Origin of the sequence: Sinorhizobium fredii NGR234, from assembly GCF_000018545.1 — a bacterium.
In the GTDB taxonomy this organism is placed as follows: domain Bacteria; phylum Pseudomonadota; class Alphaproteobacteria; order Rhizobiales; family Rhizobiaceae; genus Sinorhizobium; species Sinorhizobium fredii_A.
In genome coordinates this window covers 625,321-650,770 of sequence record NC_012586.1, presented here as the reverse complement: position 1 = coordinate 650,770, position 25,450 = coordinate 625,321, and the positions used below count along the sequence as shown (strand labels likewise).

Annotated in this window: 20 protein-coding genes and 2 pseudogenes; 14 read left to right on the top strand and 8 right to left on the bottom strand. The window is 63.7% G+C overall.

The features are described from left to right. The first annotated feature begins 299 nt into the window (after positions 1–299). Genes NGR_RS03150 through NGR_RS03130 form a run of 5 tightly spaced genes read left to right on the top strand, consistent with a single transcriptional unit; the run spans position 300 to position 6,032 of the window. The gene (locus NGR_RS03150) at positions 300–1,622 is read left to right on the top strand and encodes an NAD(P)/FAD-dependent oxidoreductase (RefSeq protein ID WP_015886769.1); all 1,323 of its coding nucleotides are present in this window, start codon (positions 300–302) and stop codon (positions 1,620–1,622) included. A 58-nt stretch (positions 1,623–1,680) separates the two neighbouring features. Next, positions 1,681–2,808 carry an NAD(P)/FAD-dependent oxidoreductase gene (locus NGR_RS03145; RefSeq protein WP_015886768.1) on the top strand — a complete coding sequence of 376 codons (1,128 nt, stop codon included), beginning with the start codon at positions 1,681–1,683 and terminating at the stop codon, positions 2,806–2,808. Then, positions 2,789–3,091 carry a (2Fe-2S)-binding protein gene (locus NGR_RS03140; protein WP_015886767.1) on the top strand — a complete coding sequence of 101 codons (303 nt, stop codon included), beginning with the start codon at positions 2,789–2,791 and terminating at the stop codon, positions 3,089–3,091. Before NGR_RS03145 ends, NGR_RS03140 begins: the two co-directional genes overlap by 20 nt. Beyond that, entirely contained in the window at positions 3,088–4,608 is a 1,521-nt protein-coding gene (locus NGR_RS03135; protein WP_015886766.1) for an NAD(P)/FAD-dependent oxidoreductase, read from the top strand. The genes NGR_RS03140 and NGR_RS03135 overlap by 4 nt, the downstream gene beginning before the upstream one ends. Next, a complete protein-coding gene (locus tag NGR_RS03130) occupies positions 4,605–6,032 on the top strand; it encodes an aldehyde dehydrogenase family protein (protein ID WP_015886765.1) in 1,428 nt (475 codons plus the stop codon). Before NGR_RS03135 ends, NGR_RS03130 begins: the two co-directional genes overlap by 4 nt. 358 nt (positions 6,033–6,390) lie before the next feature. On the opposite strand, the pseudogene katG reads toward NGR_RS03130, so the two are convergent. The 4 genes and pseudogenes from katG to NGR_RS03110 form a co-directional block, all read right to left on the bottom strand. Then, positions 6,391–8,548: pseudogene (gene katG, locus NGR_RS03125) on the bottom strand (catalase/peroxidase HPI). A 353-nt stretch (positions 8,549–8,901) separates the two neighbouring features. Next, entirely contained in the window at positions 8,902–9,258 is a 357-nt protein-coding gene (locus NGR_RS03120; RefSeq protein WP_015886762.1) for a cupin domain-containing protein, read from the bottom strand. Positions 9,259–9,753: 495 nt separating this feature from the next. Next, a pseudogene (locus tag NGR_RS32845) lies at positions 9,754–9,872 on the bottom strand (threonine/serine dehydratase); the annotation flags it as partial. Positions 9,873–10,336: 464 nt separating this feature from the next. Further along, positions 10,337–11,194 carry a GNAT family N-acetyltransferase gene (locus tag NGR_RS03110; RefSeq protein WP_164924050.1) on the bottom strand — a complete coding sequence of 286 codons (858 nt, stop codon included), beginning with the start codon at positions 11,192–11,194 and terminating at the stop codon, positions 10,337–10,339. A gap of 278 nt (positions 11,195–11,472) precedes the next feature. Here NGR_RS03110 and NGR_RS03105 point away from each other — a divergent pair, with 278 nt between their 5' ends. From NGR_RS03105 to NGR_RS03080, 6 genes are all read left to right on the top strand, one after another. Further along, positions 11,473–11,646 carry a hypothetical protein gene (locus NGR_RS03105; protein WP_164923833.1) on the top strand — a complete coding sequence of 58 codons (174 nt, stop codon included), beginning with the start codon at positions 11,473–11,475 and terminating at the stop codon, positions 11,644–11,646. 9 nt (positions 11,647–11,655) lie between these two features. After that, positions 11,656–12,780 (top strand): acetylornithine deacetylase, encoded by a 1,125-nt coding sequence (gene argE / locus NGR_RS03100; protein ID WP_015886760.1) that lies wholly within the window; start codon positions 11,656–11,658, stop codon positions 12,778–12,780. Between the two features lie 20 nt (positions 12,781–12,800). Next, on the top strand, positions 12,801–13,724 hold the full coding sequence (locus NGR_RS03095) for a 2-hydroxyacid dehydrogenase (protein ID WP_015886759.1): 924 nt from the start codon (positions 12,801–12,803) through the stop codon (positions 13,722–13,724). A 417-nt stretch (positions 13,725–14,141) separates the two neighbouring features. Beyond that, entirely contained in the window at positions 14,142–15,605 is a 1,464-nt protein-coding gene (locus NGR_RS03090; protein WP_015886758.1) for an aldehyde dehydrogenase family protein, read from the top strand. Between the two features lie 109 nt (positions 15,606–15,714). Then, complete coding sequence (locus tag NGR_RS03085) at positions 15,715–16,758, top strand: tartrate dehydrogenase (protein WP_164923832.1); 1,044 nt, start codon at positions 15,715–15,717, stop codon at positions 16,756–16,758. 13 nt (positions 16,759–16,771) lie between these two features. After that, the gene (locus NGR_RS03080; RefSeq protein ID WP_015886756.1) at positions 16,772–18,226 is read left to right on the top strand and encodes an NAD-dependent succinate-semialdehyde dehydrogenase; all 1,455 of its coding nucleotides are present in this window, start codon (positions 16,772–16,774) and stop codon (positions 18,224–18,226) included. 4 nt (positions 18,227–18,230) lie between these two features. On the opposite strand, the gene NGR_RS03075 is transcribed toward NGR_RS03080, so the two are convergent. Together NGR_RS03075 and NGR_RS03070 are read right to left on the bottom strand one after the other, a co-directional pair. Then, entirely contained in the window at positions 18,231–19,181 is a 951-nt protein-coding gene (locus NGR_RS03075; RefSeq protein ID WP_015886755.1) for a pyridoxamine 5'-phosphate oxidase family protein, read from the bottom strand. Between the two features lie 12 nt (positions 19,182–19,193). Next, complete coding sequence (locus tag NGR_RS03070) at positions 19,194–19,805, bottom strand: glutathione S-transferase family protein (protein ID WP_015886754.1); 612 nt, start codon at positions 19,803–19,805, stop codon at positions 19,194–19,196. 112 nt (positions 19,806–19,917) lie between these two features. Between NGR_RS03070 and NGR_RS03065 the strand changes: the two genes are divergently transcribed. Further along, a complete protein-coding gene (locus NGR_RS03065; RefSeq protein WP_015886753.1) occupies positions 19,918–20,835 on the top strand; it encodes a LysR family transcriptional regulator in 918 nt (305 codons plus the stop codon). Between the two features lie 27 nt (positions 20,836–20,862). Here the strand turns inward: NGR_RS03065 and NGR_RS03060 are convergent, their stop codons facing one another. Both NGR_RS03060 and NGR_RS03055 read right to left on the bottom strand, forming a co-directional pair. Further along, on the bottom strand, positions 20,863–22,140 hold the full coding sequence (locus tag NGR_RS03060; RefSeq protein WP_015886752.1) for an NAD(P)/FAD-dependent oxidoreductase: 1,278 nt from the start codon (positions 22,138–22,140) through the stop codon (positions 20,863–20,865). A gap of 12 nt (positions 22,141–22,152) precedes the next feature. Further along, a complete protein-coding gene (locus NGR_RS03055; protein ID WP_015886751.1) occupies positions 22,153–22,821 on the bottom strand; it encodes a haloacid dehalogenase type II in 669 nt (222 codons plus the stop codon). A 321-nt stretch (positions 22,822–23,142) separates the two neighbouring features. Here NGR_RS03055 and NGR_RS03050 point away from each other — a divergent pair, with 321 nt between their 5' ends. Together NGR_RS03050 and NGR_RS03045 are read left to right on the top strand one after the other, a co-directional pair. After that, positions 23,143–23,979 (top strand): GNAT family N-acetyltransferase, encoded by an 837-nt coding sequence (locus NGR_RS03050; RefSeq protein WP_015886750.1) that lies wholly within the window; start codon positions 23,143–23,145, stop codon positions 23,977–23,979. A 15-nt stretch (positions 23,980–23,994) separates the two neighbouring features. After that, positions 23,995–25,371 (top strand): aspartate aminotransferase family protein, encoded by a 1,377-nt coding sequence (locus NGR_RS03045; RefSeq protein ID WP_015886749.1) that lies wholly within the window; start codon positions 23,995–23,997, stop codon positions 25,369–25,371. Positions 25,372–25,450: the final 79 nt, after the last annotated feature.

Here is a 25,450-nt window from a genome sequence, read left to right as displayed (position 1 = left end):
AAGTCGATTCAAAACCACTGTCGTCTGACGATGCTCTGTAGCTTACCGGCGCGACAGCCGCAGATTTGACCGTCGCGCCGCCGAAAACGGAACTTTCGGCCGTCCCTCTATCTTCAGTCGATGCATGCTGCTCGCCTGCCTCGGGTAGCCTCCAATGAGCTCACTTCGAGGACGCGCGACGACAAGCTTTGAGACAGTCTCCCCCGTCGGGGAATTTCATCGGCGAGGGAGTGCGCGGTCGAAGGGGCAGACAATAGTGCGCTGTAGATCAGCCGCCAATAATTACAGGTCAGTCCCTCATGTCTCCAATCGTCAAGCGCATACACAGCGATCAAGAGCTTCCCGCCAAGGCGGATGTCGTCGTCGTCGGCGGCGGCATTATTGGTGCAACGGCAGCGTTCTTTCTCGCGGAGCGGGGACTGTCCGTCGCCCTGGTCGAAAAAGGTCATGTCGGCTGCGAGCAGTCGAGCCGCAACTGGGGTTGGTGCCGCCAACAGAACCGGGACGAGCGCGAACTGCCGCTCTCGGGCGTCGCGCTGCGGCTATGGGGTGAGTTTCAGTCCAAAATCGGAGAGGACGTCGGCTTCCGTCGCTGCGGCCTGCTCTACGCTACCGATAATCCGCGGCAACTTGCGGAGTGGGAGGCGTGGCGCGAGACGGCCCGGCAGTTCAACGTCAATACGAAGATGCTGAGCGCCAAGGAGGCGGCCGCCACGATTCCGGCGAACGGCCGCCGATGGCTCGGCGGAGTGCATTCGATCGATGACGGCAAGGGCGAACCCGCCATCGCCGCACCGACGATCGCGAACGGCGCTCGCAAATTCGGGGCGACGATCCACCAGGAGTGTGCTGCGCGAGGGCTCGATCTGGTCAATGGGGCCGTCGCCGGGGTGATCACCGAAAAGGGGCTCATCCGGACACAAGCCGTTCTCTGCGCCGGCGGTGCCTGGACGTCGATGTTTTGTCGCCAGCACGGCGTTCTGTTTCCGCAAGCGAGCGTGCGCCAGACAGCGCTTCGTACGCGACCGACAGCGGATCTGGGCGAGGCGATCTATACGCCGGAGTGCGCGCTGACCCGCCGGTTGGATGGCAGCTACACGCTTGCCATCAGCGGCAGGGCGATGCTCGACATCACCCCGCAAGGCATTCGCTACGCTCGCTGGTTCATGCCGATGTTCATGAAGCGTCTGAAAGCGGTGCAGTTCGGCATCGGCAAATCCTTCCTCCAGGGTCCGGAGGCATTGGGAGGCTTGAACAAGAGCAAACCGACGGCCTTCGAGCGGATGCGGGTTCTCGACCCGCCGCCGAGCCGCCGCACCATCGCGGCAATCTTGAAACGGGTCACCGAGCAGTTTCCTGCATTGGCGGGGGTCGAAGTCGCCGACAGTTGGGGAGCCTACGTGGATTTCACGCCGGACGCGGTGCCGGTCATCTCGCCGGCCGATGGTGTGAAAGGTCTCTATTTGGCCGCGGGCTGCTCCGGCCATGGCTTCGGACTTGGCCCGGGCATCGGCCGCCTGGCGGCCGACCTGGTGGCCAATGATACACCCTGTGTCGACCCCGCCCCCTTCCGCCTGTCGCGTCTCCTTGATGGTTCGAAAGTCAAAGTCGGAGCAATCTGATCGTGAGGCCAGATCCGGAGACAGCCGTTGGGGTGATGCGCCGAGGGAAGCTAGCGGGATGGATTACGACGTAATCGTCATCGGCGGCGGGCTGGTCGGGGTATCGATAGCCTGGGGGCTGGCGAGATGCGGACAAAGGGTTGCGATCGTCGACGAGGGCGATGTGGCAAACAGGGCCGCCCGGGCGAATTTCGGCCTGGTATGGAGCTCCAGCAAGGGCCTCGGCAACGCCGCCTATTCACGGTGGTCGCGAACCTCGACGGCGAACTGGCACCGGCTGGCAGCCGAACTCAAGGCCGAAACCGGCATCGATACCGGCTTTGTCCAGTCGGGCGGCTTCTCGATCCGGCTCACGCCAACGGAGCTGGAACGCGGGATCGCATCGATGGCGAAGCTCGCCGGCCAAGCAGGAATGGACGCGGAAGGAACGCCGCCGCTCGAATATGAGATCCTCGACCAGGCGGAGACGCGCCGCCGTTTGCCCCTCGTCGGCGAGACGGTGGCAGGCGCGATTTTCAGCCCGCTCGACGGACATGCCAACCCGCTGCGGCTGTTCGCCGCCTTTCACAAGGCGCTGCAGCAGCGTGGCGTTCACTATCTGCCACATCGCAAGACGACCGCGATCCGCCATCGCGCTGACGGCTTCGAAGTGGCCGGGGAAGGGTGGAGGCTCGGTGCCGGCAAGATCGTGCTTGCGGCGGGCATCGGCAATACCGCGCTCGCCCCGATGGTTGGGCTGGACGTTCCGCTCGCCCCAAGCCGTGGCCAGATCATCGTCACCGAGCGGCTGAAGCCTTTCCTCAGCCATGCCACCGGCTACCTGCGGCAGACGGACGAGGGCTCTGTGCTGATCGGCGAGAGCAAGGAGGCGACGATCGATCATCAGCGGCCGCGAGGACCAATCACCGCAGTTCTGGCCGAACGCGCGCAACGCACCTTCCCGCTGCTCAGGGACGCCAGGGCGGTGCGGATCTGGGCCGCATTCCGCGTGGTGACGCCGGACGGCTACCCGATTTACGAGCAATCGGAGCGGTTCCCAGGTGCGTTTGCAGTCGCCTGCCATTCCGGCGTGACGCTGGCGGCGAACCATGCGCTGATCCTGCCGCGGCAAATCTCGGCCGGGGCGCTTTCTGAGGATCTTTCCGTATTTCATTCCCGGAGGTTCCATGTTCCGGCGGCTGTCTGACAGAAAAGAGAGTTCGGTCTCATTCACATTCAACGGCGTGCCGACCATCGCCCGCCAGGGCGACAGCCTTGCCACTGCACTGTTGGCCGCGGGACATTGCAGTACGCGGCGCACCCCGGTTTCCGGCGCCGCCCGTGGTCCTTACTGCATGATGGGTGTGTGCTTCGAATGCCTCGTCAAGATCAATGGCCGGCCGAACCGGCAGGCTTGCATGACCACCGTCGTGGAGGGCATGCGGGTCGAAACACAGGATGGCGCAGCCATGCCGGGGCAGGAAGAATGATAAAAGACCTGCAGTCTGCCGCCGATCTCGCGCCTGCCTATGACCTCGTCGTCGTTGGCGCCGGGCCCGCCGGCCTCTCGGCAGCCATCGAAGCCTCGGCCCACGGCCTCGCCGTATTGCTGGCTGACGAAAACGAAGCGCCTGGCGGCCAGATCTATCGGGCGGTCGAGCGCGCTTCGGACGCCGATCGCGCGCGCATGGGGCCGGACTACGCTGCCGGTCGGATGCTCATCGAGCGCTTCCGGCGCGCGGACCTGAGCTATGCCCGCCGGGCGACGGTGTGGAGCGTCGGACCCGCTGACGAGGAAACCGGCGATGGCGCACATGCGCTCGAGGTCACGATCTCGCTGGGCGGCACTGCTCGGCCGATCGCCGCCCATCGCGTCATTCTCGCAACCGGCGCGCTCGAGCGTCCGTTCCCGTTCCCGGGGTGGACCATGCCCGGCGTCATGACGGCAGGCGCGGCGCAGATCTTGATGAAGTCGTCGGGCCTGGTGCCCTCCGGACGGACCATCCTCGCCGGGGCCGGGCCGCTTTTGTACTTGCTGGCGAGCCAACTCCTGCGGGCAGGCGTGTCCGTAACAGCGGTTATCGATACTACGCCGGCCGGGAACTGGCGTTCGGCCCTGCCTCATCTGCTTGGCTTTGCCGCGTCGCCCTATGCCCTCAAGGGCCTGAAGCTTCTTTTGGACGTTCACCGTCGTACCCGCGTCATTCGCGGGGTGACCGCGCTCAAGGCGGTCGGTTCCGGACAATTCAGCGCCTTGCGGGTTCGTCGCGGCAACAAGTCCATGCACATTGAGGGCGACCTGCTCCTCCTGCACCAGGGGATCGCGCCGAATCTCAATCTCACGCTGGCAGCCGGATGCGACTACGTCTGGGACGAGCGGCTGGCAGCCTTCCGGCCGACCGTCGACGGTCGCGGCGCAAGCTCGGTTCCGGGGGTTTCGATCGCCGGTGATGCGGCGGGAATTGTCGGGGCGGTTGCCTCGGCTCACCAGGGAGAGCTCGCTGGCCTGTCTGCAGCGCTCGACCTAAATCGCATTGGCCAGGCTGCCTACCAACAGCGCCGGAACCAACTCGCGCGAAAGCTCGCGCGGGCCCTGAGGGGCAGGGCTTTCATCGAGCATCGGTTCCGGCCCGGCAAAAGGTTTCGCGTGCCCGAGGACGACGGCACCATCGTCTGCCGCTGCGAAGAAATTACCGCCGGCAAGTTGCGTGAAGTCGCGGCGCTCGGCGTGCCGGGCCCTAACCAGATGAAGGCGTTCACCCGATGCGGAATGGGACCATGCCAGGGCCGGCTGTGCGGTCTGACCGCGGTTGAACTGCTGGCGCAATGCCGCGGCGTTGCGCCCGGCGAAGTCGGCTACTACCGGCTACGCCCACCCATCAAACCGGTGACGCTCGGCGAGCTCGCCGCTTTGCCGCACACCGAGGCAGCCATCGTCGCTGTCGCCGGATTCGTGGAACGCGCCGCCGATGGGGCGCAGGACATCATAAATGGGAGCCAGCAATGAAACATGCCCGCAAGTTCTATATCGACGGTGAGTGGGTCGAGCCGTCCGTGTCGAAGACACTTGAGGTCATCGATCCCTCGACGGAGCAGCCGATGGGGACGATCGCACTCGGCAGTGCCGCCGACGCGGAAAAGGCGGTCGCGGCCGCGCGGCGGGCCTTTGCCTCCTACTCGCAGACGTCGAAGCAAGAGCGCGTCGAACTGCTGAGGCGCATTCTAACGATCCTGAAGCGCCGCAATGACGAGCTCGGCGACATCATCTCGCGGGAGATGGGCGCGCCGCTCGCCATGGCCCGGGCCGAGCAGGCCGGCATCGGCGCTGCGCATTTCGAGCAGGCGATCAAATCCTTCGAGACCTTTGCCTTCGACTACATGCAGGGGACCACGCGCATCGTCCACGAGCCGGTCGGGGTCGTCGCGATGATCACGCCGTGGAACTGGCCGATCAACCAGATCGCCTGCAAGGTCGCTGCGGCGCTCGCCACGGGATGCACCATGGTGCTCAAGCCTTCGGAGATCGCCCCCTTCAACGCCGTGCTCTTCGCAGAGATCATGGATGAGGCCGGCGTGCCGAAGGGGGTCTTCAACCTCGTCCAGGGCGACGGGCCGACGGTGGGTGCGGCCCTCGCCAGCCATCCGGACGTCGACATGGTGTCCTTCACCGGGTCGACCCGCGCCGGCATTGCCGTGGCGCAGGCGGCTGCGCCGACCGTCAAGCGGGTGCATCAGGAGCTCGGCGGCAAGTCGCCGAACATCATTTTGCGCAGCGCCGACTTCCCCGCCGCAGTCGCCGCCGGCGTGCGCCGCTGCTTCGGCAATTCCGGCCAGACCTGTACCGCGCCAACGCGGATGCTGGTGCCCGCTGAGCGAATGGACGAGGCAGGCGCGATCGCCGCGAGGCAAGCGGATGCGCTCGTCGTCGGTCCCCCCTCGGATTCGCGCACCGACCTCGGACCGGTCGCAAGCGCCGCCCAGTTCGACAAGATCCAGGCGCTGATCGAACGCGGCATCGCCGAAGGAGCGGAGCTCGTCGCCGGTGGCCTCGGCCGCCCGTCGCATCTCAATGCCGGCTATTACGTGCGCCCGACGGTGTTTGCCCGCGTCACCAACCAGATGTCGATTGCGCGCGAGGAGATCTTCGGCCCGGTGCTGTCGATCATCGGTTATGACAGCGAGGATGAAGCGATCGCGGTCGCCAACGACACGCCTTACGGCCTGGCAGCCTACATTCAGGGCGATCCGAAGGAAACACGGGCGCTCGCAGGCAAGCTGCGCAGCGGCACTGTTCGCCTCAACAGCTCCGGCTGGGACAGCGCCGCCCCTTTCGGCGGCTACAAGCAATCAGGCAACGGTCGGGAGTACGGCAAGTTCGGGCTGCACGAGTTTACCGAGATCAAGGGCATCGTCGGGTTCCTGAACGAGTGAAATGTGCGAAAGCCCGGCCGGATGCCTGGCGCACGTCGCGCCTAATATTGCTTCTGGCCGCATAAGTAGCTCCCCCGCAAGGTCGTGACGCCAGGTGGGAGTTGCGACCGAGCCGAATGGCCGAAAGAGGCGGGCACCCGCATCCTCGAGCCGGAACAGCGGGGGCGACAACAGCGATCTGCCTCGCCGTGTAGCGGCATTTTGAGATGCGACATATGGTCAGGTAGAGATCTGACAGTCGCCTCTCGAGATGATCGTCAACGTCAACGTTCTGGAAAGTTTCGCGCAGATTTGACTTCACGAGAAAGCGCGGGCTTGGACGCAGCTCGAAGCCACGTCCAAGCCAAGGTTTTGCCGATTAGACAAGATCAAACCGATCGGCGTTCATCACTTTCGTCCAGGCCGCAACGAAGTCCCCCACAAACTTCTCTTTGGCGTCGGACGACGCATAGACCTCCGCCAGGGCACGCAGTTGCGAGTGCGAGCCGAAGATGAGGTCCACGCGGGTCCCGGTCCACTTGACTTCATGTGTCTTACGGTCGCGCCCTTCGTAGACGCCTTCTTTTTCGGCCATGGGTGACCACTGCGTGCCCATGTCGAGAAGGTTGACGAAGAAGTCGTTCGTCAGAACCTCCGGACGGGAGGTGAAGACGCACACGCAGGCCGCCGACGAGCACGGTCAGTTCCGGCGCGGTCAGCGTCAGCAGCTGCGCCCGATCCACCAGAGCCTCTTCCGGTTTCATGAACTGCCGGCGGCGGCGGCTCACATAATTGCGGAAGCCGTCGGCACGGGGTTCGAGCGCCGCGAAAGACGCAGCGTCGGTCTGCGCCTCCGAGGCATCCGCTCGACCCGGCGTGAACGGCACGGTGATATCGTGGCCGCCTGCCTTTGCCGCCTTCTCCACGCCGGCCGCGCCAGCAAGCACGATCAGGTCGGCAAGCGAAATCTTCTTGCCGCCGGTATGAGCAGTGTTGAAGTCCTTCTGGATGCCCTCAAGAACGGAGAGGACCCTGGCGAGTTGGGCCGGCTGGTTGACTTCCCAATCCTTCTGCGGTGCGAGGCGGATGCGGGCACCATTGGCACCGCCGCGCTTGTCGGAGCCGCGGAAGGTCGAAGCCGAAGCCCAGGCCGTGGAAACCAGTTCCTGCACCGAAAGACCGGAGGCAAGGACCTTGCCCTTGAGGTCGGCGACGTCATTCTCGTCAACCAGCTTGTGGTCGACAGCCGGGATCACGTCCTGCCAGATCAGGTCTTCCGCCGGAACTTCCGGGCCGAGATAGCGGACCTTCGGACCCATGTCGCGGTGGGTCAACTTGAACCAGGCGCGGGCGAAGGCGTCGGCGAACTGATCCGGGTTTTCGAGGAAGCGGCGCGAGATCTTCTCGTAAATCGGGTCGAAGCGGAGCGACAGATCGGTGGTCAGCATGGTCGGAACATGTTTCTTGGACGCGTCAAAGGCGTCCGGGATGGAGGCATCGGCATTCTTCGCCTTCCATTGATGGGCACCAGCCGGGCTCTTGGTCAGCTCCCATTCGTAGTTGAAAAGATTCTCGAAGAAATAGTTGCTCCACCGGGTCGGCGTCTGAGACCAGGTCACCTCCGGCCCGCCCGTGATCGCGTCCTTGCCTACACCGGTGCCGAAGGTGCTCTTCCAGCCGAGACCCTGATCCTCGATCGCACCACCTTCCGGGTCCGGACCGATGAACGACGGATCGCCGGCGCCATGGGTCTTGCCGAAGGTGTGGCCACCGGCGATCAGCGCCACGGTCTCTTCGTCGTTCATCGCCATGCGGGCGAAGGTCTCGCGGATCTCACGCGCGGCAGCAACCGGATCGGGATTGCCGTTCGGACCTTCAGGATTGACATAGATGAGACCCATCTGCACGGCGGCGAGCGGCTCGTCCAATTGCCGTTCGCCGCTATAGCGCTCGTCGCCCAGCCAAGTGCCCTCCGGTCCCCAGAACAGTTCCTGAGGTTCCCACACGTCGGCACGGCCGCCGGCAAAACCGAAGGTCTGGAAGCCCATGGATTCAAGTGCGACGTTGCCGGTGAGGATCATCAGATCCGCCCAAGAAATCCTGTTGCCGTATTTCTGCTTGATCGGCCACAGCAGACGGCGGGCCTTGTCGAGATTGGCGTTATCCGGCCAGCTGTTGAGCGGTGCGAAGCGCTGCTGGCCCTGACCGGCGCCTCCGCGGCCGTCAGTGATGCGGTAGGTGCCGGCGCTGTGCCAGGCCATGCGGATGAAGAGTCCGCCGTAGTGACCGAAGTCGGCCGGCCACCAATCTTGCGACTCCGTCATCAGCGCGTGCAGATCTTTCTTCAGCTCCTCGAGGTCGAGCTTCTTGAACTCCTCGGCGTAGTTGAACGCCTTGCCCATCGGGTCGGAAAGACCGGAATGCTGGTGGAGAACCTGGACGTCAAGTTGATCCGGCCACCAGTCGCGGTTCGACCTGCCTTTCGGTACCGTATGTGCGACGGGACATTTGCCCGCGTTGTCACTTTTCTGATCCATGGTCATCTCCTGCTTCTTTGTGTGAGGCTACCCTTCAAAAAAGGCAGCCTGTCCGCAAACTGTTCGCTTCAGCTGCATGCTGTTCCGCGGCGCGCACCCTTCCCTTCTCTCTTCCTATCGGAAGCGCCTCATAAATTTAAGTTTGAAATACCGATCGTCTCGATAAGTTGAGATTATGAACAACCTCACCATGCAGCTTCGCTATTTCGAGGCAGCGGCAGCGCGGGATGTTGTTCGCGGAACGACACCGTGAACGCCGTCTTCAGAGACCACTGGAGCCGAACCGCGTCGGTTCAGTTCGCGTCATCTGGGATTCAGGTGCGCCAGCAGTCGGACGCACCTGAGTTTCGCTGTCACTCGTAAACACAAACGTAGATTTTGCGTACAGTCTCGATCGTGCGCCAAACGCCGACGAAACCAGGCTTCATGACGAAGCTGTCGCCAGCGCGATAGGTCTTCGTCTCGCCGCCCATCTCCTCGATTTCCACGAGACCGGAGACGATATGGCAAAATTCGTAGGTGGTCCCCTTGATCGAATGGTGCTCGCCAGGTGTCGCCTCCCAGACGCCGGTCAGCACCTTCTCTCCTTTGGAGGCATCCTGTGCCCAGGTCTTGAAGAATGGATTGCCCGAAATGAGCCGTTCGGGTCCGGGAATCGCGTCCTTTGGTGTGAAGTCCGGATCGGTGTCGATAGTAAGCAACAGTGACATGTCATGTTCCTTCTTTGGTTCGCGGATTGACGGATCGATGAGGCCGTCCAAATTCTTTTTCCGGCGCGGCCCGATATTTTGACCGACTATGCTGCCCTGCGCGGTGGAGCCAGCGAGAGGCGGCACTGTCAGTACCTTCAGATGAACACGCGCATTCCTTCGGCAGCAGCCGGCAACCGCTACATTGAGTATATCGCGGTGCGCCCTGACCTGCGTTAGGTGTCACCCAGAATAGGTCGATGCAGGAGTAGGTCTTGCCAAATAGAGCGTCGGCTAAGCAGATAATTACAGAAATTCACCGCAAACCAGCGAAACCTGCTCGTCCCTGTGACAGATGCCGCCGAGTTTGCTTACACAGCGGCAAATTTCTTTACCCCATCCCTTACGTTTTTTTTATTCAGCCCGGCATGTAAGCTCCTGCAGATGCTGAAATGCTCTCCCAAGCAGTTCGACTTTTCTAGCGTTAGGGAGCGTTCAAGTCCGTTCTAGATATGCCTACTCAGCAGATTTGTAGATCTCGGCAAGGTCGCGTAGATCCCAGTTTCCGCCAACAACACCGCACAGACTTTTTCATCGGGCTCCACGTCTATGCTGTCCGCCAATAGTGCTCCGACGGCCCTTCTCCAGCCGCCGGGTAAAGAGGCAGGCATCCAGACCATCATCCAGATCTTTAAAATATCCGATCTGCGCCCCCTGAAGACGAAGAGATGCCTGCCAACAGATCATGCTTCAGAACCTCCTGCACCCGAAGCGCCAGGGAGGGAAAGCCAAGCGCATGTCCGTCAACCCTGTCGAGAGCCAGACCTTGCCCGCTGTCCCCATCGGGCGGCCCTCCTCGGATGCGTACTCTTGTATTGGAAGGTGCCGAGTTTGTGCTGCGGATTCCCATCCCCACCCATCCCCACAGAGGGGTTTCGAGCCGATACCTGCGTGGAGGCGACGCCTCGGGTGGTTGCGACGGCAAGGCGAAGTCCCCGAGGAAGACTTGCTCGATCCTCATGAACGATCCTTTGGGTCCGTTCGGCGAGCGGTTCGACCGCCATGGATATCCCTCCCTGATTGCCGGGGTTGACTTGTGTCAACCGAGCGCATGACCAACAAGAGCATATGTTCTCGGCTCGCGCGGAGCTTGACGCCCCGGAGCAGTTAGCCATGGGTGACCCCGCGACATGGTCGTCACGGTGTCGTAAACAGGAAGACCGCAGCGGGAGAGAAATTCGGAAAAGGCTCCGCCCTGCTCACGAGTGTCAAGGCGCAGGAACGATCCTGCATGTTTGGCGACGTATGGGCGAACGACCGCGATCGCGTCGGCGTCATTTGCTGCCACCACCGGGCCGATGACCCGGCCGCGCCCAAACCGCCGGCAAAGCGAAAAGGCTTCGATCCTACCGTCGCGAATCAGTCCAACGCTCTCGGAACATCCAAGCAACCGGGCCAGGAGCATCTCGCGGTCTGCGCCGAACGCGACCCTGTCCAATTCAGCGATTGCCTGAAGATCTGTCTGCGCGAGCGCCCGGAGCACCCTACCGGACGAAGATTCCACATCAGGCGGGAGGGTCGATTCGCCCTGGCATTGGAAGACGAGCGCTTCAGCGCTGAAATTCAGAGAACGATAGAGACGCCGCGCTGCCCGCGTTGCGTTCAGTCCCAGGTTCCGCCCACCGACCCGGTCCAGGACATGGCCCATTAGCCATTTTCCCGCGCCATAGGCCTGCAGGCGGGGTGTGGTTATGACCAGGCCAATCGTGGCAAAATCTGAACCGTATGGAAACCACATCGCAGAGCCTTGTATGCGACCGATTCCATCAAGCGCCACGATGCCGTTGCCGACCTCTCGCGCAAGTTGCCAATCCTCAGCGCGATGCGGCCAGCCGACCGCAAGCGACAATCCATGCAATTGCTCGATATCTGCATTGTTGATATCGCCAATCCGCATTTCGAAGCTATCGACAACTCTCGATCCTCCGGCGACCACCTTCTTCCTCCCGGACTTTTAACTTCATGCCACGCAATGCCAATGGCGTCGCATCTGGTTCGCGTCTGCTTCAAGATACAGCAGCGTGGCCGATAGAAATCGCTTGTGAGGCGGCCACATACACAACATTCATTCAAATCAAGCTGCACATTCGGCACGTAAAGGCAGCACGGGCTTCTAAAGTAGTCGGGCATGAAGCGAACCGGTAGTCGCTGCCGATTCTCCGCAAGAGCCCAGAGATGTCGTCGCCCGTCAGTCCCATCGAAAGCGCCTCGAAAATCCCGCCCCATGCCGATGGCGTCGTCATCGGCCCCGCGGCAGGTCGCCTCTCCGTCGATCTTCTCCGCGGTGATGCGCTCTTCTTCGATCCGGCACCATCGACGGCACCTAACCTCGGCGAGTGCATGCTGTGAGGACAACCTATGCAGGTAATTAAAATCCTCGAAAAGCTTGTTGGCTTCCCCACCGTCGTCGGCACGTCCAATGCCGACATCGTGGCCTGGATCCGCGACTATCTGCAAATCCACGGCATCGCCGTGGCCGTCCTTCCGGGGCCAGAGGGTGACCGGTCCAACCTGTTTGCGACGATCGGTCCGAAGGAGGTGCCGGGCTACATTCTCTCAGGTCACATGGACGTCGTCCCCGCCGCCGAGAGTGGCTGGACGAGCGATCCTTTTCGCCTGCGCGCCGAGACAGGCACGCTCTTCGGCCGCGGTGCCACGGACATGAAAGGCTTCCTTGCGGCGGTTCTTGCCTCTCTTCCCAGGCTCACGGCGTCGCCGCTCCGCCGTCCGATCCACCTCGCCTTCTCCTATGACGAGGAGGCTGGCTGCCGCGGTGTGCCGCACATGATCGCGCGCCTGCCGGAGCTTTGTGCAAGCCCGCTCGGCGCGATCATCGGCGAGCCAAGCGGCATGCGGGCGATCCGCGCCCACAAGGGCAAGGCGGCTGCGCGGCTGACGGTCAGGGGTCGCTCAGGCCATTCCTCAAGGCCCGACGAGGGGCTGAATGCCATTCACGCCATCGCGAACGTCCTTTCGCGTGCCGTCGCGGCAGCCGACCGGCTGACCCAGGGTCCCTTCGAGCATGTCTTCGAGCCGCCTTATTCCTCCCTGCAGGTCGGCATTGTGAAGGGCGGTCAAGCGGTCAACATCATTCCGGACAGCTGCGAGGCTGAATTCGAGGCGCGCGCGATTTCCGGCGTCGATCCAACCGCGCTGCTCGCGCCCGTGCGAGAGGCTGCCGAGACGCTGTCGGGACGGGGCTTCAAGGTAGAATGGCAGCAACTCAGCGCCTATCCGGCACTTTCTCTCCCTCCCGATGCGCCGCTCGCGGCACTTCTCGAGGAGTTGACCGGGCTCGAGCCTTTGCCCGCCGTCAGCTACGGGACCGAGGCAGGACTCTTTCAACGGGCGGGTATCGACGCGATCATCTGCGGTCCCGGGGAGATCGGCCGCGCCCACAAGCCGGACGAATTCATCCTCGCTGACGAACTCGTGGCCTGCCAAGCCATGGTCGAGGCGCTCGGCGAGCGCTGCCGCGCTTGAGAACTCAAGGAGAAGCAGCGATGACCTTCCTGTTTAATTCCGACGCGAAGCGCGGTGAGATCTTTGCCGAAGCCTTTTCGCGTGAACTGCCCGAAATTCCCTTCTCGATGGACCCCGCGACGGTCGAGCCAGACGAGGTCAGATACCTCATCACCTGGACGGTTCCGGAAGATCTCGCGCGCTATCGCAACCTCGAAATCCTCTTCTCGATCGGCGCCGGCGTCGACCAGTTCCGTATTGATGCGGTGCCGCCGCATGTGAAAGTGGTGCGGATGGTCGAAGACGGCATCGTCCGGATGATGCAGGAATATGTGGCGCTCGGCGTACTCGCGCTCCACCGCGATCTTCCGGCTTATCTCAGCCAGCAGCGCAGCCAAAATTGGCAGGCCATCTCACCGGTTCAGGCCTCGCAACGCCGCATCGGCGTGCTCGGCCTCGGCATGCTCGGCACCGCGGTGCTCGAACGGCTGAAACCCTTCGGTTTTCCGCTCTCCGGCTGGAGCCGCAGCCCGCACGAAATCGAAGGTGTCAGATGCCTGAACGGCCGTGACGGTCTCGATACTCTGCTGGGTTCGACCGACATCCTAATCTGCCTGCTGCCACTGACGGATGAAACGCGCGCCTTCATCAATGCCGAGCTCTTCGCCAAACTCCCCGCCGGTGCCGCGCTTGTCCATGTCGGCCGCGGCCCGCAGCTTGATCACGACGCACTTCTCGAGGCGCTTGACAACGGGCATCTCTCCGGTGCCGTAATCGACGTCACGGATCCCGAGCCGCTGCCTGCGGGCCATCGCTTCTGGAACCACCCGAAAATCCTGCTGACGCCGCACGTTGCGAGCGTCACACAGCCGAGAACCGCCACCCAGGCTGTCATCGAAAACATCCGGCGCCACCGGTCGGGTCGCGATCCCATCGGACTGGTCGACCGTGGCCGCGGCTATTAGTAAACGAAAGCCATGCCCCTGTTGAAGGTGATCGACACCAGCCCTGCTTCGCGGCGCGCGGATTCGGTCAGCTCCCGGAGTGTCTGGACAACGGCCTGCTCCTCGACGCCGGTACGCTGCGGCCGGGGCGGGCCAACTGCCCGGAGGCTCAGTCATCAACTGCACCCAGCGGCCGCCGTCGGCACCACGCGCCCTTACCTGCGGCGCGACCCGGATCGTCACCGTATCGCTATGCGGCCGGGAGGGTTTTTCGATTCCTTTTCCGACGCGCCGGTTGCCCAGGCCTGCGCGACCGCCGAAGATTTTACTGTCGCGCCGCGAAAAACGTAATTTTCCGCCGTTCCTGCATCTTCAGTCGATGCATGCTGCTCGCCTTCCTCCGCTAGCCTTGCCATGAGCCCATACCGAGGACGCGCGATGACACTCAGCTTTGATCCAGACAGTCTTCCCCTGCCCGTTGGGCACTTCATCGGCGACCGGCTGCTTCCGGCCGAAGGCTTCATCGACATGCATCGGCCGTCCGACGGCAAGGCCTATGCGGGTTGCCCGATCGCCGACGAAGCTCTCGTAGACCAAGCCGTAGAGACGGCCAAGAAAGCTTTGAAGGCGAGTAACTGGGGCGGTCTCCGGCCGCGCGAGCGCACGGTGGCGCTGCAGCGCTGGGCGGACCTGATCGAGAGCGAGGCTGAAACTCTCGCCAAACTCGAAGCGCTTTCCTCGACCCGCCCCGTCGGACACCTCGTCGCGGGCGATATAGCCGTCAGTGCCGAACAGATCCGCTTTTTCGCCGAGTTCGCCGACAAGGAGGGAAGCGACCTCGTCCCCACCGACGACAGCAACCTGGGGATGATCATGACCGAGCCCTATGGAGTCGTCGCCGCCATCACGCCTTGGAACTTTCCTGTTTCCATGGCCGCCTGGAAGCTCGGCCCTGCGCTCGCGGCGGGTAATGCGGTGGTTCTGAAACCCTCCGAGATGACTCCCTTCTCGACGGTATATCTCGCCGAGCTCGCGATCCGTGCCGGCATGCCGGCGGGCTTGATCAACATCGTTCTCGGTGACGGCACCGTCACGGGGACGGCCATCACCGGTCACCCGGACATCGCCAAGGTGAGCTTCACCGGCTCGACCGGCGCCGGCGCTGCGATCATGGCCAATATCGCCCGCACCGGCGTCAAGCCGATGACGCTGGAGCTCGGGGGCAAAAGCCCGCAACTGGTCTTCGCCGATGCCGATCTCGACAAGGCGGCGGCGGCGATTGCCCAGAGCATGCTCTCCAATGCCGGCCAGGCCTGCGTCGCCGGCTCCCGTCTGATCGTGGAGGAAAGCGTCGCCGCGCCGCTTGCCGAGGCGATCGTCACCCGTATGAAGGCCGCCAAGCCCGGTCCGACTTGGGACGAGGCGACCGAATATTCGCCGATCATTTCGAAGCGGCAGTTGAACCGCATCCACGGCATCGTCGAGGCCGCCGTTGCGGCGGGTGGCGAATGCCTGTTCGGAGGCAAGCAAATGGATGCGCCGGGCTATTTCTACCAGCCTACGCTGATGGCGGTGCGTGACAGCTCCTCGCCAGCGATCACCGAAGAAATCTTCGGGCCGGTCCTCACCATGCAGACCTTCGCCGACGAGGAGGAAGCACTCGCTCTCGCCGACCATCCGACCTACGGCCTGGCCGCCGGCCTCTTCACCCGCGACCTGTCGCGGGCACTGCGGCTGACGCGGCGCCTCCAGGCCGGCACGGTCTGGGTCAACCGTTACAGCCGCTCACGCGACCACATCCTGCCGACCGGCGGCTACAAGCGCTCCGGCATCGGCAAGGACCTGGGGCGTGAGGCATACCACGCCAACCGCAAGAGCAAGAGCGTACTCATCAGCCTTTAGAGCGGAGCGCTCACATGCGTTCGCGCTGCCGCTCTATCCGTTTGTTTTTGCCGCATTTGTGCGGCGTCAGGTGAATCCACCTGACTGCAAAATGCACCAGGGAGCCTCAATGAAATCCTATTCGATCGCACTCATCCCCGGCGACGGCATTGGCCAGGACGTGACCGACGCCGCCTGGCAGGTTCTTTCGACCGTCGCCAGACATTCCGGTTTTACCCTCACCGCCACGCCCTTCCCCTGGTCCTGCGCCTTCTACAAGGAGACCGGCGCGATGATGCCGCCGGACGGCATCGAAACGCTCCGCCGCTTCGACGCGATCCTGCTCGGCGCCGTCGGCTGGCCGGCGGAAGTGCCGGATTCCGTTTCGCTGCACGGCCTGCTGCTGCCGATCCGCAAGGCCTTCGTGCAATATGCCAATATTCGCCCGCACCGGCTGCTCTCGGGTGTGAAGGGGCCGTTGAAGGCCGAGGGCTTCGACATACTTTGCATCCGCGAGAATACCGAGGGCGAATATTCCGGCGCCGGCGGCCGCGTGCATCAGGGCACGGCGGACGAGGTCGCGGTCGAGACCTCGATTTTCACCCGCACGGGCGTCGAGCGAATCCTGCGCTTCGGCTTCGACCAGGCACGCCAGCGTCGCCGCAAGCTCGCCTCGGTGACCAAGTCGAATGCCCAAAAATACTCGATGGTGCTCTGGGACGAGATCACCCGTGAGCTTGCTGCCGAATATCCGGACGTGGAGGTGACGAGCTATCACATCGATGCCATGGCCGCGCGGATGGTGATGGCGCCGGAAAGCCTCGACGTCGTCGTCGCCTCCAACCTCTTCGGCGACATCCTGACCGACCTCGGCGCCGCCATCCAGGGCGGCCTCGGCTTTGCGGCTTCCGCCAATATCAATCCCGACAGGAGCGCCCCATCGATGTTCGAGCCGGTGCACGGTTCTGCACCGGACATCGCCCATCTCGGCATCGCCAACCCGATCGCCGCCATCTGGTCCGGCGCGATGATGCTGGACCATCTGGGCCAGGCAAGGGCCGCACGCAAGGTGATCGAGGCGCTCGAAAGAACGACCGCCCGCGGCATCGGCACCGTGCCCGGCAAGAACAGGACCGAAACCATCACCGCGGCAGTTCTCGCCGCACTCGATTGAGGAGGGACGACACATGAAGTTGAAGGACAAGGAACTGTTCCGGCAAGCGGGCGTGATCGGCGGTGAGTGGATCGGGGCGGCATCGGGCGACGTCGTCGAGGTCTTCGATCCGGCGAGCCAGGCGGTCCTCGGGACCGTCCCGGACATGGGAACGGCCGAAACCAGGGCCGCCATCGAAGCGGCCGAGACCGCCTTCGGCCCGTGGAAGAAGAAGACGCATGCCGAGCGTGCCGCCCTCCTCGAACGCTGGCACGCGCTGATGATCGAACATCTCGAGGATCTGGCGCTGATCCTGACCCTGGAGCAGGGCAAGCCGCTCGACGAGGCGCGCGGCGAGATCCGCTACGGCGCGGCCTTCGTCAAGTGGTTCGCCGAGGAAGCCCGCCGCATCGGCGGCCACACCATCCCCTCGCCGACGCCGGACCGCCGCATCGTCGTCCTCAAGGAAGCGGTCGGCGTCTGCGCCATCGTGACGCCGTGGAATTTCCCTAACGCGATGATCACCCGCAAGGTGGCGCCGGCGCTCGCCGCCGGCTGCACCGTTGTCATCAAGCCTTCCGAATTCACGCCTTTTTCGGCGCTCGCTCTCGGCGTGCTCGCCGAGCGCGCCGGCATTCCGGCCGGCGTCGTCAACATCGTCACGGGCATGCCGACGGCGATCGGCAACGAGATCATGGCAAACGAGACGGTCCGGAAAATCTCCTTCACCGGTTCGACCCGCGTCGGCTCGCTCTTGATGCGCGGCGCCGCTGACAGCGTCAAGCGGCTCTCGCTCGAACTTGGCGGCAATGCTCCTTTCATCGTATTCGACGACGCCGATCTCGACCTTGCCGTCGAAGGCGCGATCGCATCGAAGTTCCGCAACGGCGGCCAGACCTGCGTCTGCGCCAACCGGATCCTGGTGCAATCGGGCGTCTATGACGCATTCGCCGAGAAGCTCGCCGCCCGTGTCAATGCCATGAAGGTCGGCCCGGGGACCGAGCCGGGCGTCGCGATCGGCCCTATGATCAACGCGGCGGCGATCGACAAGATCGACCGCCATGTCGAGGATGCGCTCGCCAAGGGTGCGAAGATCGCAGCGCGCGGCAGATCGCTGCCGGTGGGACGGCAATATACGGCGCCGCTCGTCCTCACCGGCGCCACCACCGAAATGCTGCTCGCCAGCGAAGAGACCTTCGGTCCAGTCGCCCCCCTCTTCTGCTTCGAGACCGAAGAAGAGGCGATCACTATTGCCAACGGCACGCCATTCGGCCTCGCCGCCTATTTCTACACCGAAAACCTGAAGCGCTCCTGGCGCGTCGCCGAGGCGCTGGAATTCGGCATGGTCGGCCTCAACACCGGCGCCATTTCCACCGAAGTCGCGCCCTTCGGCGGCGTCAAGCAATCCGGGCTCGGCCGCGAGGGGGCGCAGGTCGGCATCGAGGAATATCTCGAACTGAAGAGCTTCCACATCGGCGGGCTGGCGTAAGCCTCTAGGAGCAGCTACCGGTGGCCAGCGCGAAGGGCGGCCATTCGGCAAGTTCGTAGCGGATCGGCAGCGCGTCGGCCCGCCAGACGATCCGGCACGGACGAAACCGCCAATGGCGTTCGGCGCCTTCGAGAGGCCCGGCCGCCGGCTGCCCGGAAAAGAGTTCGGCCTCGCCGGTCATGTGCAACAGACCACCCGTCGAGAAGTCCGGGAAGACAAGCCCGGCACGCTGGTTAAGTGCGATATTGCCGAGCGTGTTGAAGAAGCGGTTGCCGGCGAAATCCGGGATCATCAGGCTACTGTCTTCTCTGACATGGACGAACCCCGCGCGGCCGCCGCGATGGGAGACGTCCACCTGACGCCCATCCGGAAGATCGGCATAGGTGGTGACGAAGAACGTATCCGCCTGCCCGACGAGAGCACGTCCAGCGTCGTCGAGCTCTGCGCTCATCGTGGGCGGCGCCGATGGCAACTCCGACGGATCCCGAATGAAGCGGACCTGCCGGAGCTGGATATATTTGGGACAGTTGCCGAAGGACTGGTCGACGCTGACATCGAAGCCCCCGGCGTGGCGATTGAGCCGACCGTTCAGCCGGTTGCGGCGCCTCGTGCCAAGATCGATACCGAGAAGGGCGAGCGACGCGCCGTCTTCCATGCCTCCCTCCGCGGGATCCGCCGGCTCCCTGACGAGTTCGACGGTAAGCCGGTGGGCATCCGGTGCGCGGAGAAAGCCGGGGCGCCCTGCCCGCAGCGTCGCCCAAGCGTTCCCGTCCTGGTCCACCGCCCCCAGCACCACCATCGGCAGCAGCGGATAGAATTCGCGGTGCTGCTCGACCAGATGGTCGCGCACGACGCGGCGGCCGACCTCGTCCATGCGTGTCTCAACGCCCGATTGCCGCTGCAGCATGATCTCACCTTCATGCCAGGGCGAGGCAGGCAGAATGCGACCGTCCATGACATTGCCTCCTCAGGCGGCGAGACCAACCGGGGTTTTCTGGAAGTCGACGAAGCCCGGCAACGCTTCGATGCGCTCGAGCCAGCCGCGGATATTCGCATAGGGCTGAAGATCCACGTCGCCTTCGGGCGCTCGCGCCACATAGCTGTAAAGCGCCACATCGGCGATGGTCGGGCGGTCGGCAGCAATCCAGTCCCCGGCTTCGAGCGCATCCTCGATCAATGTCAGGATGGCGTGGGAGCGAGGGATGACCTCTTCCGGCCTGTAGGGGGCTTTGAACACGGTGATGAGCCGCGCCTGCGCCGGACCATGGGCGATCTGGCCGGCGGCGACCGACAGCCAGCGTTGCACGGCGGCCGCGGCTCGCGGGTCTTCCGGCAACCAGTCCGTGCGGCCTGCCTTCTTGGCTAGATAGACGAGAATGGCGTTGGAATCGCAGATGATCGTGCCGTCGTCATCGAGCACCGGAACCTGGCCGAACGGATTGAGCTTCAGGAACGGCTCCTGCTTGTGTTCTCTTCCAGCGAGATCGACGAGCACGAGGTCATGCTCGAGACCGAGCAGCGTGAGTAGGAGCCGGGCGCGATGCGCATGGCCGGACAGCGGATGATAGTAAAGTTTCATGTTTGCCTCCTGGAAGAATGGAGGCACAGAATGATTATTGAGCGCAGAGTTGATAAGCCTTCCATGTGACACTAGACTATTTCATCAAGTGAAATAGTTGGACAAAAGCGCAATGGATCGCTGGCAGGCGATGCAGGTCTTCGTGCAGGTGGTGGAAAGCGGCGGGTTTGCGCCTGCCGCCAAGATGCTGCATATGAGCCCGCCCTCGGTGACTCGAGCCATCGCGAAGCTGGAGGAACAGATCGGCACGCGGCTTCTGGTTCGCACGACCCGTTCGTTGAAGCTGACGGCCGCCGGCGAGGGTTATGTCGCCGATTGCCGGCGTATCCTCGCCGAGATCGCCGAAGCGGAAGCCAATGCGGCGGGCAGCTTCATTCACCCGGCGGGTTTGCTCACGGTGACCGCGCCTGCGCTCTTCGGGCGCATCCATGTGCTGCCTGTCATTCTCGAATTTCTCGATCGCTATCCGTCCATGCAGGTCAAGACCGTTTTTGTCGACCGCGTGACCAATCTGGTCGAGGAAGGCCTGGATGTCGCCGTCCGCATCGCGGCACTGCCCGCCTCCGGATTGATCGCACGTCGGGTCGGCTCGGTCAGGCAAGTGCTATGTGCGTCGCCGGGCTATTTCGCGCGCTTCGGCGAACCGGAGATCCCGCAGGACCTCATTCATCACCGCATCATTGGGCGCGACGGCCTTTTTGGTCATTCGGAATGGCTTTTCGGGCGCGACAACAGCATTCGCGTTCCGATCAGTCCGCGCCTCATCTGCAACACCAACGACGTGGCGATCGCCGCCGCAGTGGCCGGATGGGGATTATCCCGGTTCCAGTCCTACCAGGTGGCGCCGGAGATCGAGGCGGGTCGCCTCAAGGTTGTGCTAGCCGATTACGAGCGCGAACCGGTGCCGATTCATATCGTGCATGCGGAGGGGCGCATGGTCTCGGCACGCGTACGTGCATTCGTCGATTTCGCGGCCGAGCGCTTTCGCCGTCACCCTGGGATGCATGTTGGATTCTTGGAAGGCGGATGAGAGCCGCAGCATAACGGGCCACTGCGGCTACTGAATTCTGTCGAGCATCTTGTAGTACATGCCGACCAGCGGCAGGAACCACGGCTTGCCGAAATGGCCGGGCACCGCCGGCCAGGCGAGATCCTTGACCGGGTTGCGATCCGCCTTGCCGAGAATCGCGTCGGCAATGAGCATCCCCATATGCGTCGACATCTGGGCGCCGTGGCCGGAATAGCCCATGGCGTACCAAAGCCCGTCGGTGAACCCCGCCCGCGGGAAACGATCCTTGGTCATGTCGACGAGACCGCCCCAGCAATAGTCGAGCTCGACCTTGGCGAGATGCGGGAAGATCTCGGCGAGACTGGCGCGCAGGATGGCGCCGCTCTTTTCATCGGAGCTCTGGTCCGACGTCGCCGAAAACCGCGCCCGGCCGCCGAAGATCAGGCGGTTGTCGGGCGACAGCCGGAAATAGTTGCCGATGTTGAGCGAGGTCACGCAGGTGCGGTTGCCGGGCATGGTCGCGGCGACCTCCGCCCCAGTCAGCGGCCGCGTCGCGATAATGAAGCTGCCGACCGGAATGATACGGCGGCGGAAATAGCCGAAGGCGCCGGTGGTATAGGCGCCGGTCGCCAGCAGTACCGTATCCGCCGTCACGCTGCCGCGCGGCGTCGTCAGTTCCTGCTTGCCGCCCAACTGACGCCGGCCCGTCACCGGCGTGTTCTCGACGACGACGGCACCATGGCGGACGGCTGCATCGGCAAGGCCGACGACGAAGCGGCCCATGTGCATCATGGCGCTCTTCTTCGAAAGCATCGCACCATGGAAGCAGTCCGAGCCGACCTCGTCCCTCAGGTCGTTTCTCGTCAGAAGCGCCGTGTCCGGGTCGACCTCGCGATTCACAATCTCGAAGTTCCGGGCGATGGCGTCGAAATGCGCCGGTTTCGACGCGAGTTTCAGCTTGCCGGCGCGCCGGAAGCTGCAGTCTATATTTTCTTCCGCAACGATCCGTTCAATCGTGTCGACGGAGGCGTCATAGGCACGGTAGAGCGCTGCCGCTCGCTCGGCCCCGAGTTCCGCCTTGACCGCGGCGAAGCTGTGGGCGATGCCGTTGTTGAGATGGCCGCCGTTGCGGCCGGAGGCACCCGAGCCGACCGCGCCCGCCTCCAGCACGATCACCTTCGCACCGGCCATCGCGAGCTGGCGTGCAGCCCCCAGCCCCGTGAACCCGCCCCCGATGACGGCGACGTCATAATGGCCCTCAACCGGTGCGCGGCTGCCCCTCTCAAAGGGGCGGGCCGTATCGTGCCAGTAGGACTTGAACTGCATGATGATCTCCCGTCAGAGCCCGACGACGCCAGGCAGGCCGGAAATATCCTTTATCTCCGTATATCCATAATAGGGATTTGCCGGCTCGTGGCCGCGATTGACCCAGACCTTGTTCTTGATACCGAGATCGTGCGCCGACATCAGATCGTAACGGAAGGAGGACGAGCAGTGGAGAATGTCCTCCGGGCCGCAGCCCAGCATGTCGAGCATGTATTCGAACGCCTTGAAGCGCGGCTTGTAGGCCTGCGCCTGCTCGGCCGTGTAGACCGCGTGGAAGGGCGCGCCGAGCTTCTCGACATTCGACATGATCTGCGAATTCATCGCATTCGACAGGATGACCAGCGGGATCTCCTTGGCGACCTTGGCAAGCCCGGCCGGCACGTCTGCATGCGGGCCCCAGTTCGGCACGCGCTCGTAGACCACGCGGGCGGCTTCATCGCGGAATTTTATGCCGTTGCGCTTGCAGGTGCGCTCCAGCGAATTGTGCACCACCTCGGCATAGGGCTTCCAGTCGCCCAGGATCTCGTCGAGGCGATAGGCGGCGAAATTCCTGATGAACTCCTGCATGCGCGGCTCGTCGAGCTGCTCGCTGTAAAGATCGCGCGCCGCTTCGGCCATCTGGAAGTTGGTCAGCGTGCCGTAGCAGTCGAAGGTGATGTATTTCGGGCGGAAGCTCGCCATGCGCATTCTCCTCTTCAATGACGCGATCCGGGTATCTCCAGAAGAAGCATAGGCGGCGGCCGCCCCTCGGCTCGCCTGATTGTGGGGCCGTCGAAAGCAGAATCTATCGTATACAAAGTCGGCTTCGGCAGAAGGTTGTGGGCCTTCCCGCCGCCCTGCTCTGTTGGAGGCCTGCCATGTCCTCCGGTGCCATCCCCGCCAGCATAAGATGCGGCGGCCGATCAATGCAAAGCTATAAGATACCGCGCGGACCATGGCCTTCAGACGATCTGCCGGCCCGCCATCCTTCAGACTTCCAGCCAGGACATGAAGGAACGACCCATGCAGACAAATCAGATCGATCTTGCGGCCTTCGGCCCCGAACACCTGGAGGCATCCGTCAATCTCTCCCGGCAGGCCGGCTGGCCGCACCGTCTGGAAGACTGGCGGATGGCGCTAGCGCTGAGCCAGGGAGTCGTCGCCCTCGAAGCCGGCAGGGTCGTCGGAACGACGCTGGTGACCGCCTACGGGAACGACTGCGCGACGATCAACATGGTGATCGTCGACGAGGCGATGCGCGGCCGTGGCCTCGGTCGCAAGCTGATGGACGCCGCATTGCGGCTCGCCGGCGACCGGTCGCTCCGGCTCGTGGCAACCACCGAAGGCCTGCCCCTCTATGAAAAGTTCGGTTTCAAGGAGACCGATCGCATCCTGCAGCACCAGGGTGTTGCCGGAGACATCGCCGCACCGGTTGAGACGGAGGCTGCGGCGATGGCCGATCTCGAAGCGATCGCCGAACTCGATCGGCTCGCCTTCGGCGCCGACCGGCAGGCGCTGATCGCCTATCTCGCCAAGGTCGGTGAATTCGCCGTCATCCGCCGTGGCGGCCGTGTGGCCGGCTTCGCAGCGTTGCGCGCCTTCGGCCGTGGCGAGGTCATCGGGCCGGTCGTCGCCGCCGACCTCGACGATGCCAAGGCGCTCGTCGCCCATTTCATCGCCCGTCGCCCTGCCCGGTTTCTGCGCGTCGACACGATCGAAAGTTCCGGCCTCGCACCGTGGCTCGCGGCGCAGGGTCTCGCCCATGTCGGCGGCGGCGTCGCCATGATGAAACCTCCGACCGCGCCACCGGCCGATCCCGTCGCCATGACTTTCGCCCTCACCAACCAGGCACTCGGCTGATCCGGAGACATCCCCATGTACAGCAATTCCCTCATAGAACTCGATCGCGCCCACCTCATCCATCCGGTCGCATCCTATCGCGGCCACGAGAAGCTCGGCGTGCGTGTGCTCGCCTCGGCCAAGGGCGCGACGGTAACCGACGCTTCCGGCAGACAGCTGATCGACGGCTTCGCCGGGCTCTGGTGCGTCAATGCCGGCTACGGGCACGAGAGCATTGTCGAAGCCGCCACCCGGCAGATGCGGGAGCTTCCCTATGCAACCGGATATTTCGGGCTGGGCTCGGAGCCGGCGATCCGTCTTGCCTCGGAACTCGCCGAGCGAGCCCCCGGCAACCTCGACCATGTGTTCTTCACGCTCGGGGGCTCCGATGCCGTCGACAGCACAATCCGCTTCATCCGCTATTATTGGATCGGCCGCGGCGAGCCGCAGCGCGACCAGTTCATCTCCGTCGAACAGGGCTATCACGGCTCATCCACCGTTGGCGCAGGCCTGACGGCCCTGCCGGCCTTCCATGCCGGCTTCGGCATCCCCTTCGACTGGCAGCACAAGATTCCGTCGCATTATGCCTACCGAAACCCGGTCGGCGACGATCCGCAGGCGATCATCGACGCCTCGCTCGCCGCCCTGAGGCAGAAGGTCGAGGAGATCGGGCCTGAGCGGGTCGCCGCATTCTATGCCGAACCGATCCAGGGCTCCGGCGGCGTGCTGGTACCGCCCAAGGGCTGGATGAAGGCAATGCGCCAGCTCTGCCAGGAGCTCGGCATCCTCTTCGTGGCCGACGAGGTGATCACCGGCTTCGGCCGCACCGGTCCGCTCTTTGCCTGCCACGAGGATGAGATCGTGCCGGACTTCATGACCGTGGCGAAGGGCCTGACCTCCGGCTATGTGCCGATGGGCGCGGTTTTCATGGGCGACCATATCTACCAGACGATCGCCGACAGCGCCGGTGCTGGGGCGGTCGGCCACGGCTACACCTATTCGGCCCACCCCGTCAGCGCAGCGGTCGGTCTCGAAGTGCTGAAGCTCTACGAGAACGAGTTGTTGGACAATGGCCGGAAGGCGGGCGCGCGTCTCATGGCGGGCCTCGAAAGCCTCAAGGATCATCCCCTCGTCGGCGACGTGCGCGGCCGGGGCATGCTCGCCGCCGTCGAACTCGTCGTCGACAAGGAAAAGAAGACGCCCTTGCCCGCCAAAGCCGAACCGGCACGCCGTATCTTCGACCGCGCCTGGGAAAACGGCCTCGTCATCCGCGCCTTTGCCAATGGCGTACTCGGCTATGCGCCGCCGCTCTGCTGCACCGAAGCGGAAATAGACGGCATCGTCGAGCGCACCCGCAAGGTGCTGGACGAGACGCTGGAGGATCCGGCCGTGCGTTCCGGGTTAAGCGATTGAAGAGTGCCATTCGCGATATATCGCGGATGGATCATATTCGAAATTTTGTGCCGCGCGACGACGTCGCTTCGAAAGCTTC

Bases quoted from the DNA above. Each gene is read 5' to 3' on its own strand.
- NGR_RS03150 (WP_015886769.1), top strand. From the start codon at position 300: ATGTCTCCAATCGTCAAGCGCATACACAGCGATCAAGAGCTTCCCGCC.
- NGR_RS03145 (WP_015886768.1), top strand. From the start codon at position 1,681: ATGGATTACGACGTAATCGTCATCGGCGGCGGGCTGGTCGGGGTATCG.
- NGR_RS03140 (WP_015886767.1), top strand. From the start codon at position 2,789: ATGTTCCGGCGGCTGTCTGACAGAAAAGAGAGTTCGGTCTCATTCACA.
- NGR_RS03135 (WP_015886766.1), top strand. From the start codon at position 3,088: ATGATAAAAGACCTGCAGTCTGCCGCCGATCTCGCGCCTGCCTATGAC.
- NGR_RS03130 (WP_015886765.1), top strand. From the start codon at position 4,605: ATGAAACATGCCCGCAAGTTCTATATCGACGGTGAGTGGGTCGAGCCG.
- NGR_RS03120 (WP_015886762.1), bottom strand. From the start codon at position 9,258: ATGTCACTGTTGCTTACTATCGACACCGATCCGGACTTCACACCAAAG.
- NGR_RS03110 (WP_164924050.1), bottom strand. From the start codon at position 11,194: ATGCGGATTGGCGATATCAACAATGCAGATATCGAGCAATTGCATGGA.
- NGR_RS03105 (WP_164923833.1), top strand. From the start codon at position 11,473: ATGTCGTCGCCCGTCAGTCCCATCGAAAGCGCCTCGAAAATCCCGCCC.
- argE (WP_015886760.1), top strand. From the start codon at position 11,656: ATGCAGGTAATTAAAATCCTCGAAAAGCTTGTTGGCTTCCCCACCGTC.
- NGR_RS03095 (WP_015886759.1), top strand. From the start codon at position 12,801: ATGACCTTCCTGTTTAATTCCGACGCGAAGCGCGGTGAGATCTTTGCC.
- NGR_RS03090 (WP_015886758.1), top strand. From the start codon at position 14,142: ATGACACTCAGCTTTGATCCAGACAGTCTTCCCCTGCCCGTTGGGCAC.
- NGR_RS03085 (WP_164923832.1), top strand. From the start codon at position 15,715: ATGAAATCCTATTCGATCGCACTCATCCCCGGCGACGGCATTGGCCAG.
- NGR_RS03080 (WP_015886756.1), top strand. From the start codon at position 16,772: ATGAAGTTGAAGGACAAGGAACTGTTCCGGCAAGCGGGCGTGATCGGC.
- NGR_RS03075 (WP_015886755.1), bottom strand. From the start codon at position 19,181: ATGGACGGTCGCATTCTGCCTGCCTCGCCCTGGCATGAAGGTGAGATC.
- NGR_RS03070 (WP_015886754.1), bottom strand. From the start codon at position 19,805: ATGAAACTTTACTATCATCCGCTGTCCGGCCATGCGCATCGCGCCCGG.
- NGR_RS03065 (WP_015886753.1), top strand. From the start codon at position 19,918: ATGGATCGCTGGCAGGCGATGCAGGTCTTCGTGCAGGTGGTGGAAAGC.
- NGR_RS03060 (WP_015886752.1), bottom strand. From the start codon at position 22,140: ATGCAGTTCAAGTCCTACTGGCACGATACGGCCCGCCCCTTTGAGAGG.
- NGR_RS03055 (WP_015886751.1), bottom strand. From the start codon at position 22,821: ATGGCGAGCTTCCGCCCGAAATACATCACCTTCGACTGCTACGGCACG.
- NGR_RS03050 (WP_015886750.1), top strand. From the start codon at position 23,143: ATGCAGACAAATCAGATCGATCTTGCGGCCTTCGGCCCCGAACACCTG.
- NGR_RS03045 (WP_015886749.1), top strand. From the start codon at position 23,995: ATGTACAGCAATTCCCTCATAGAACTCGATCGCGCCCACCTCATCCAT.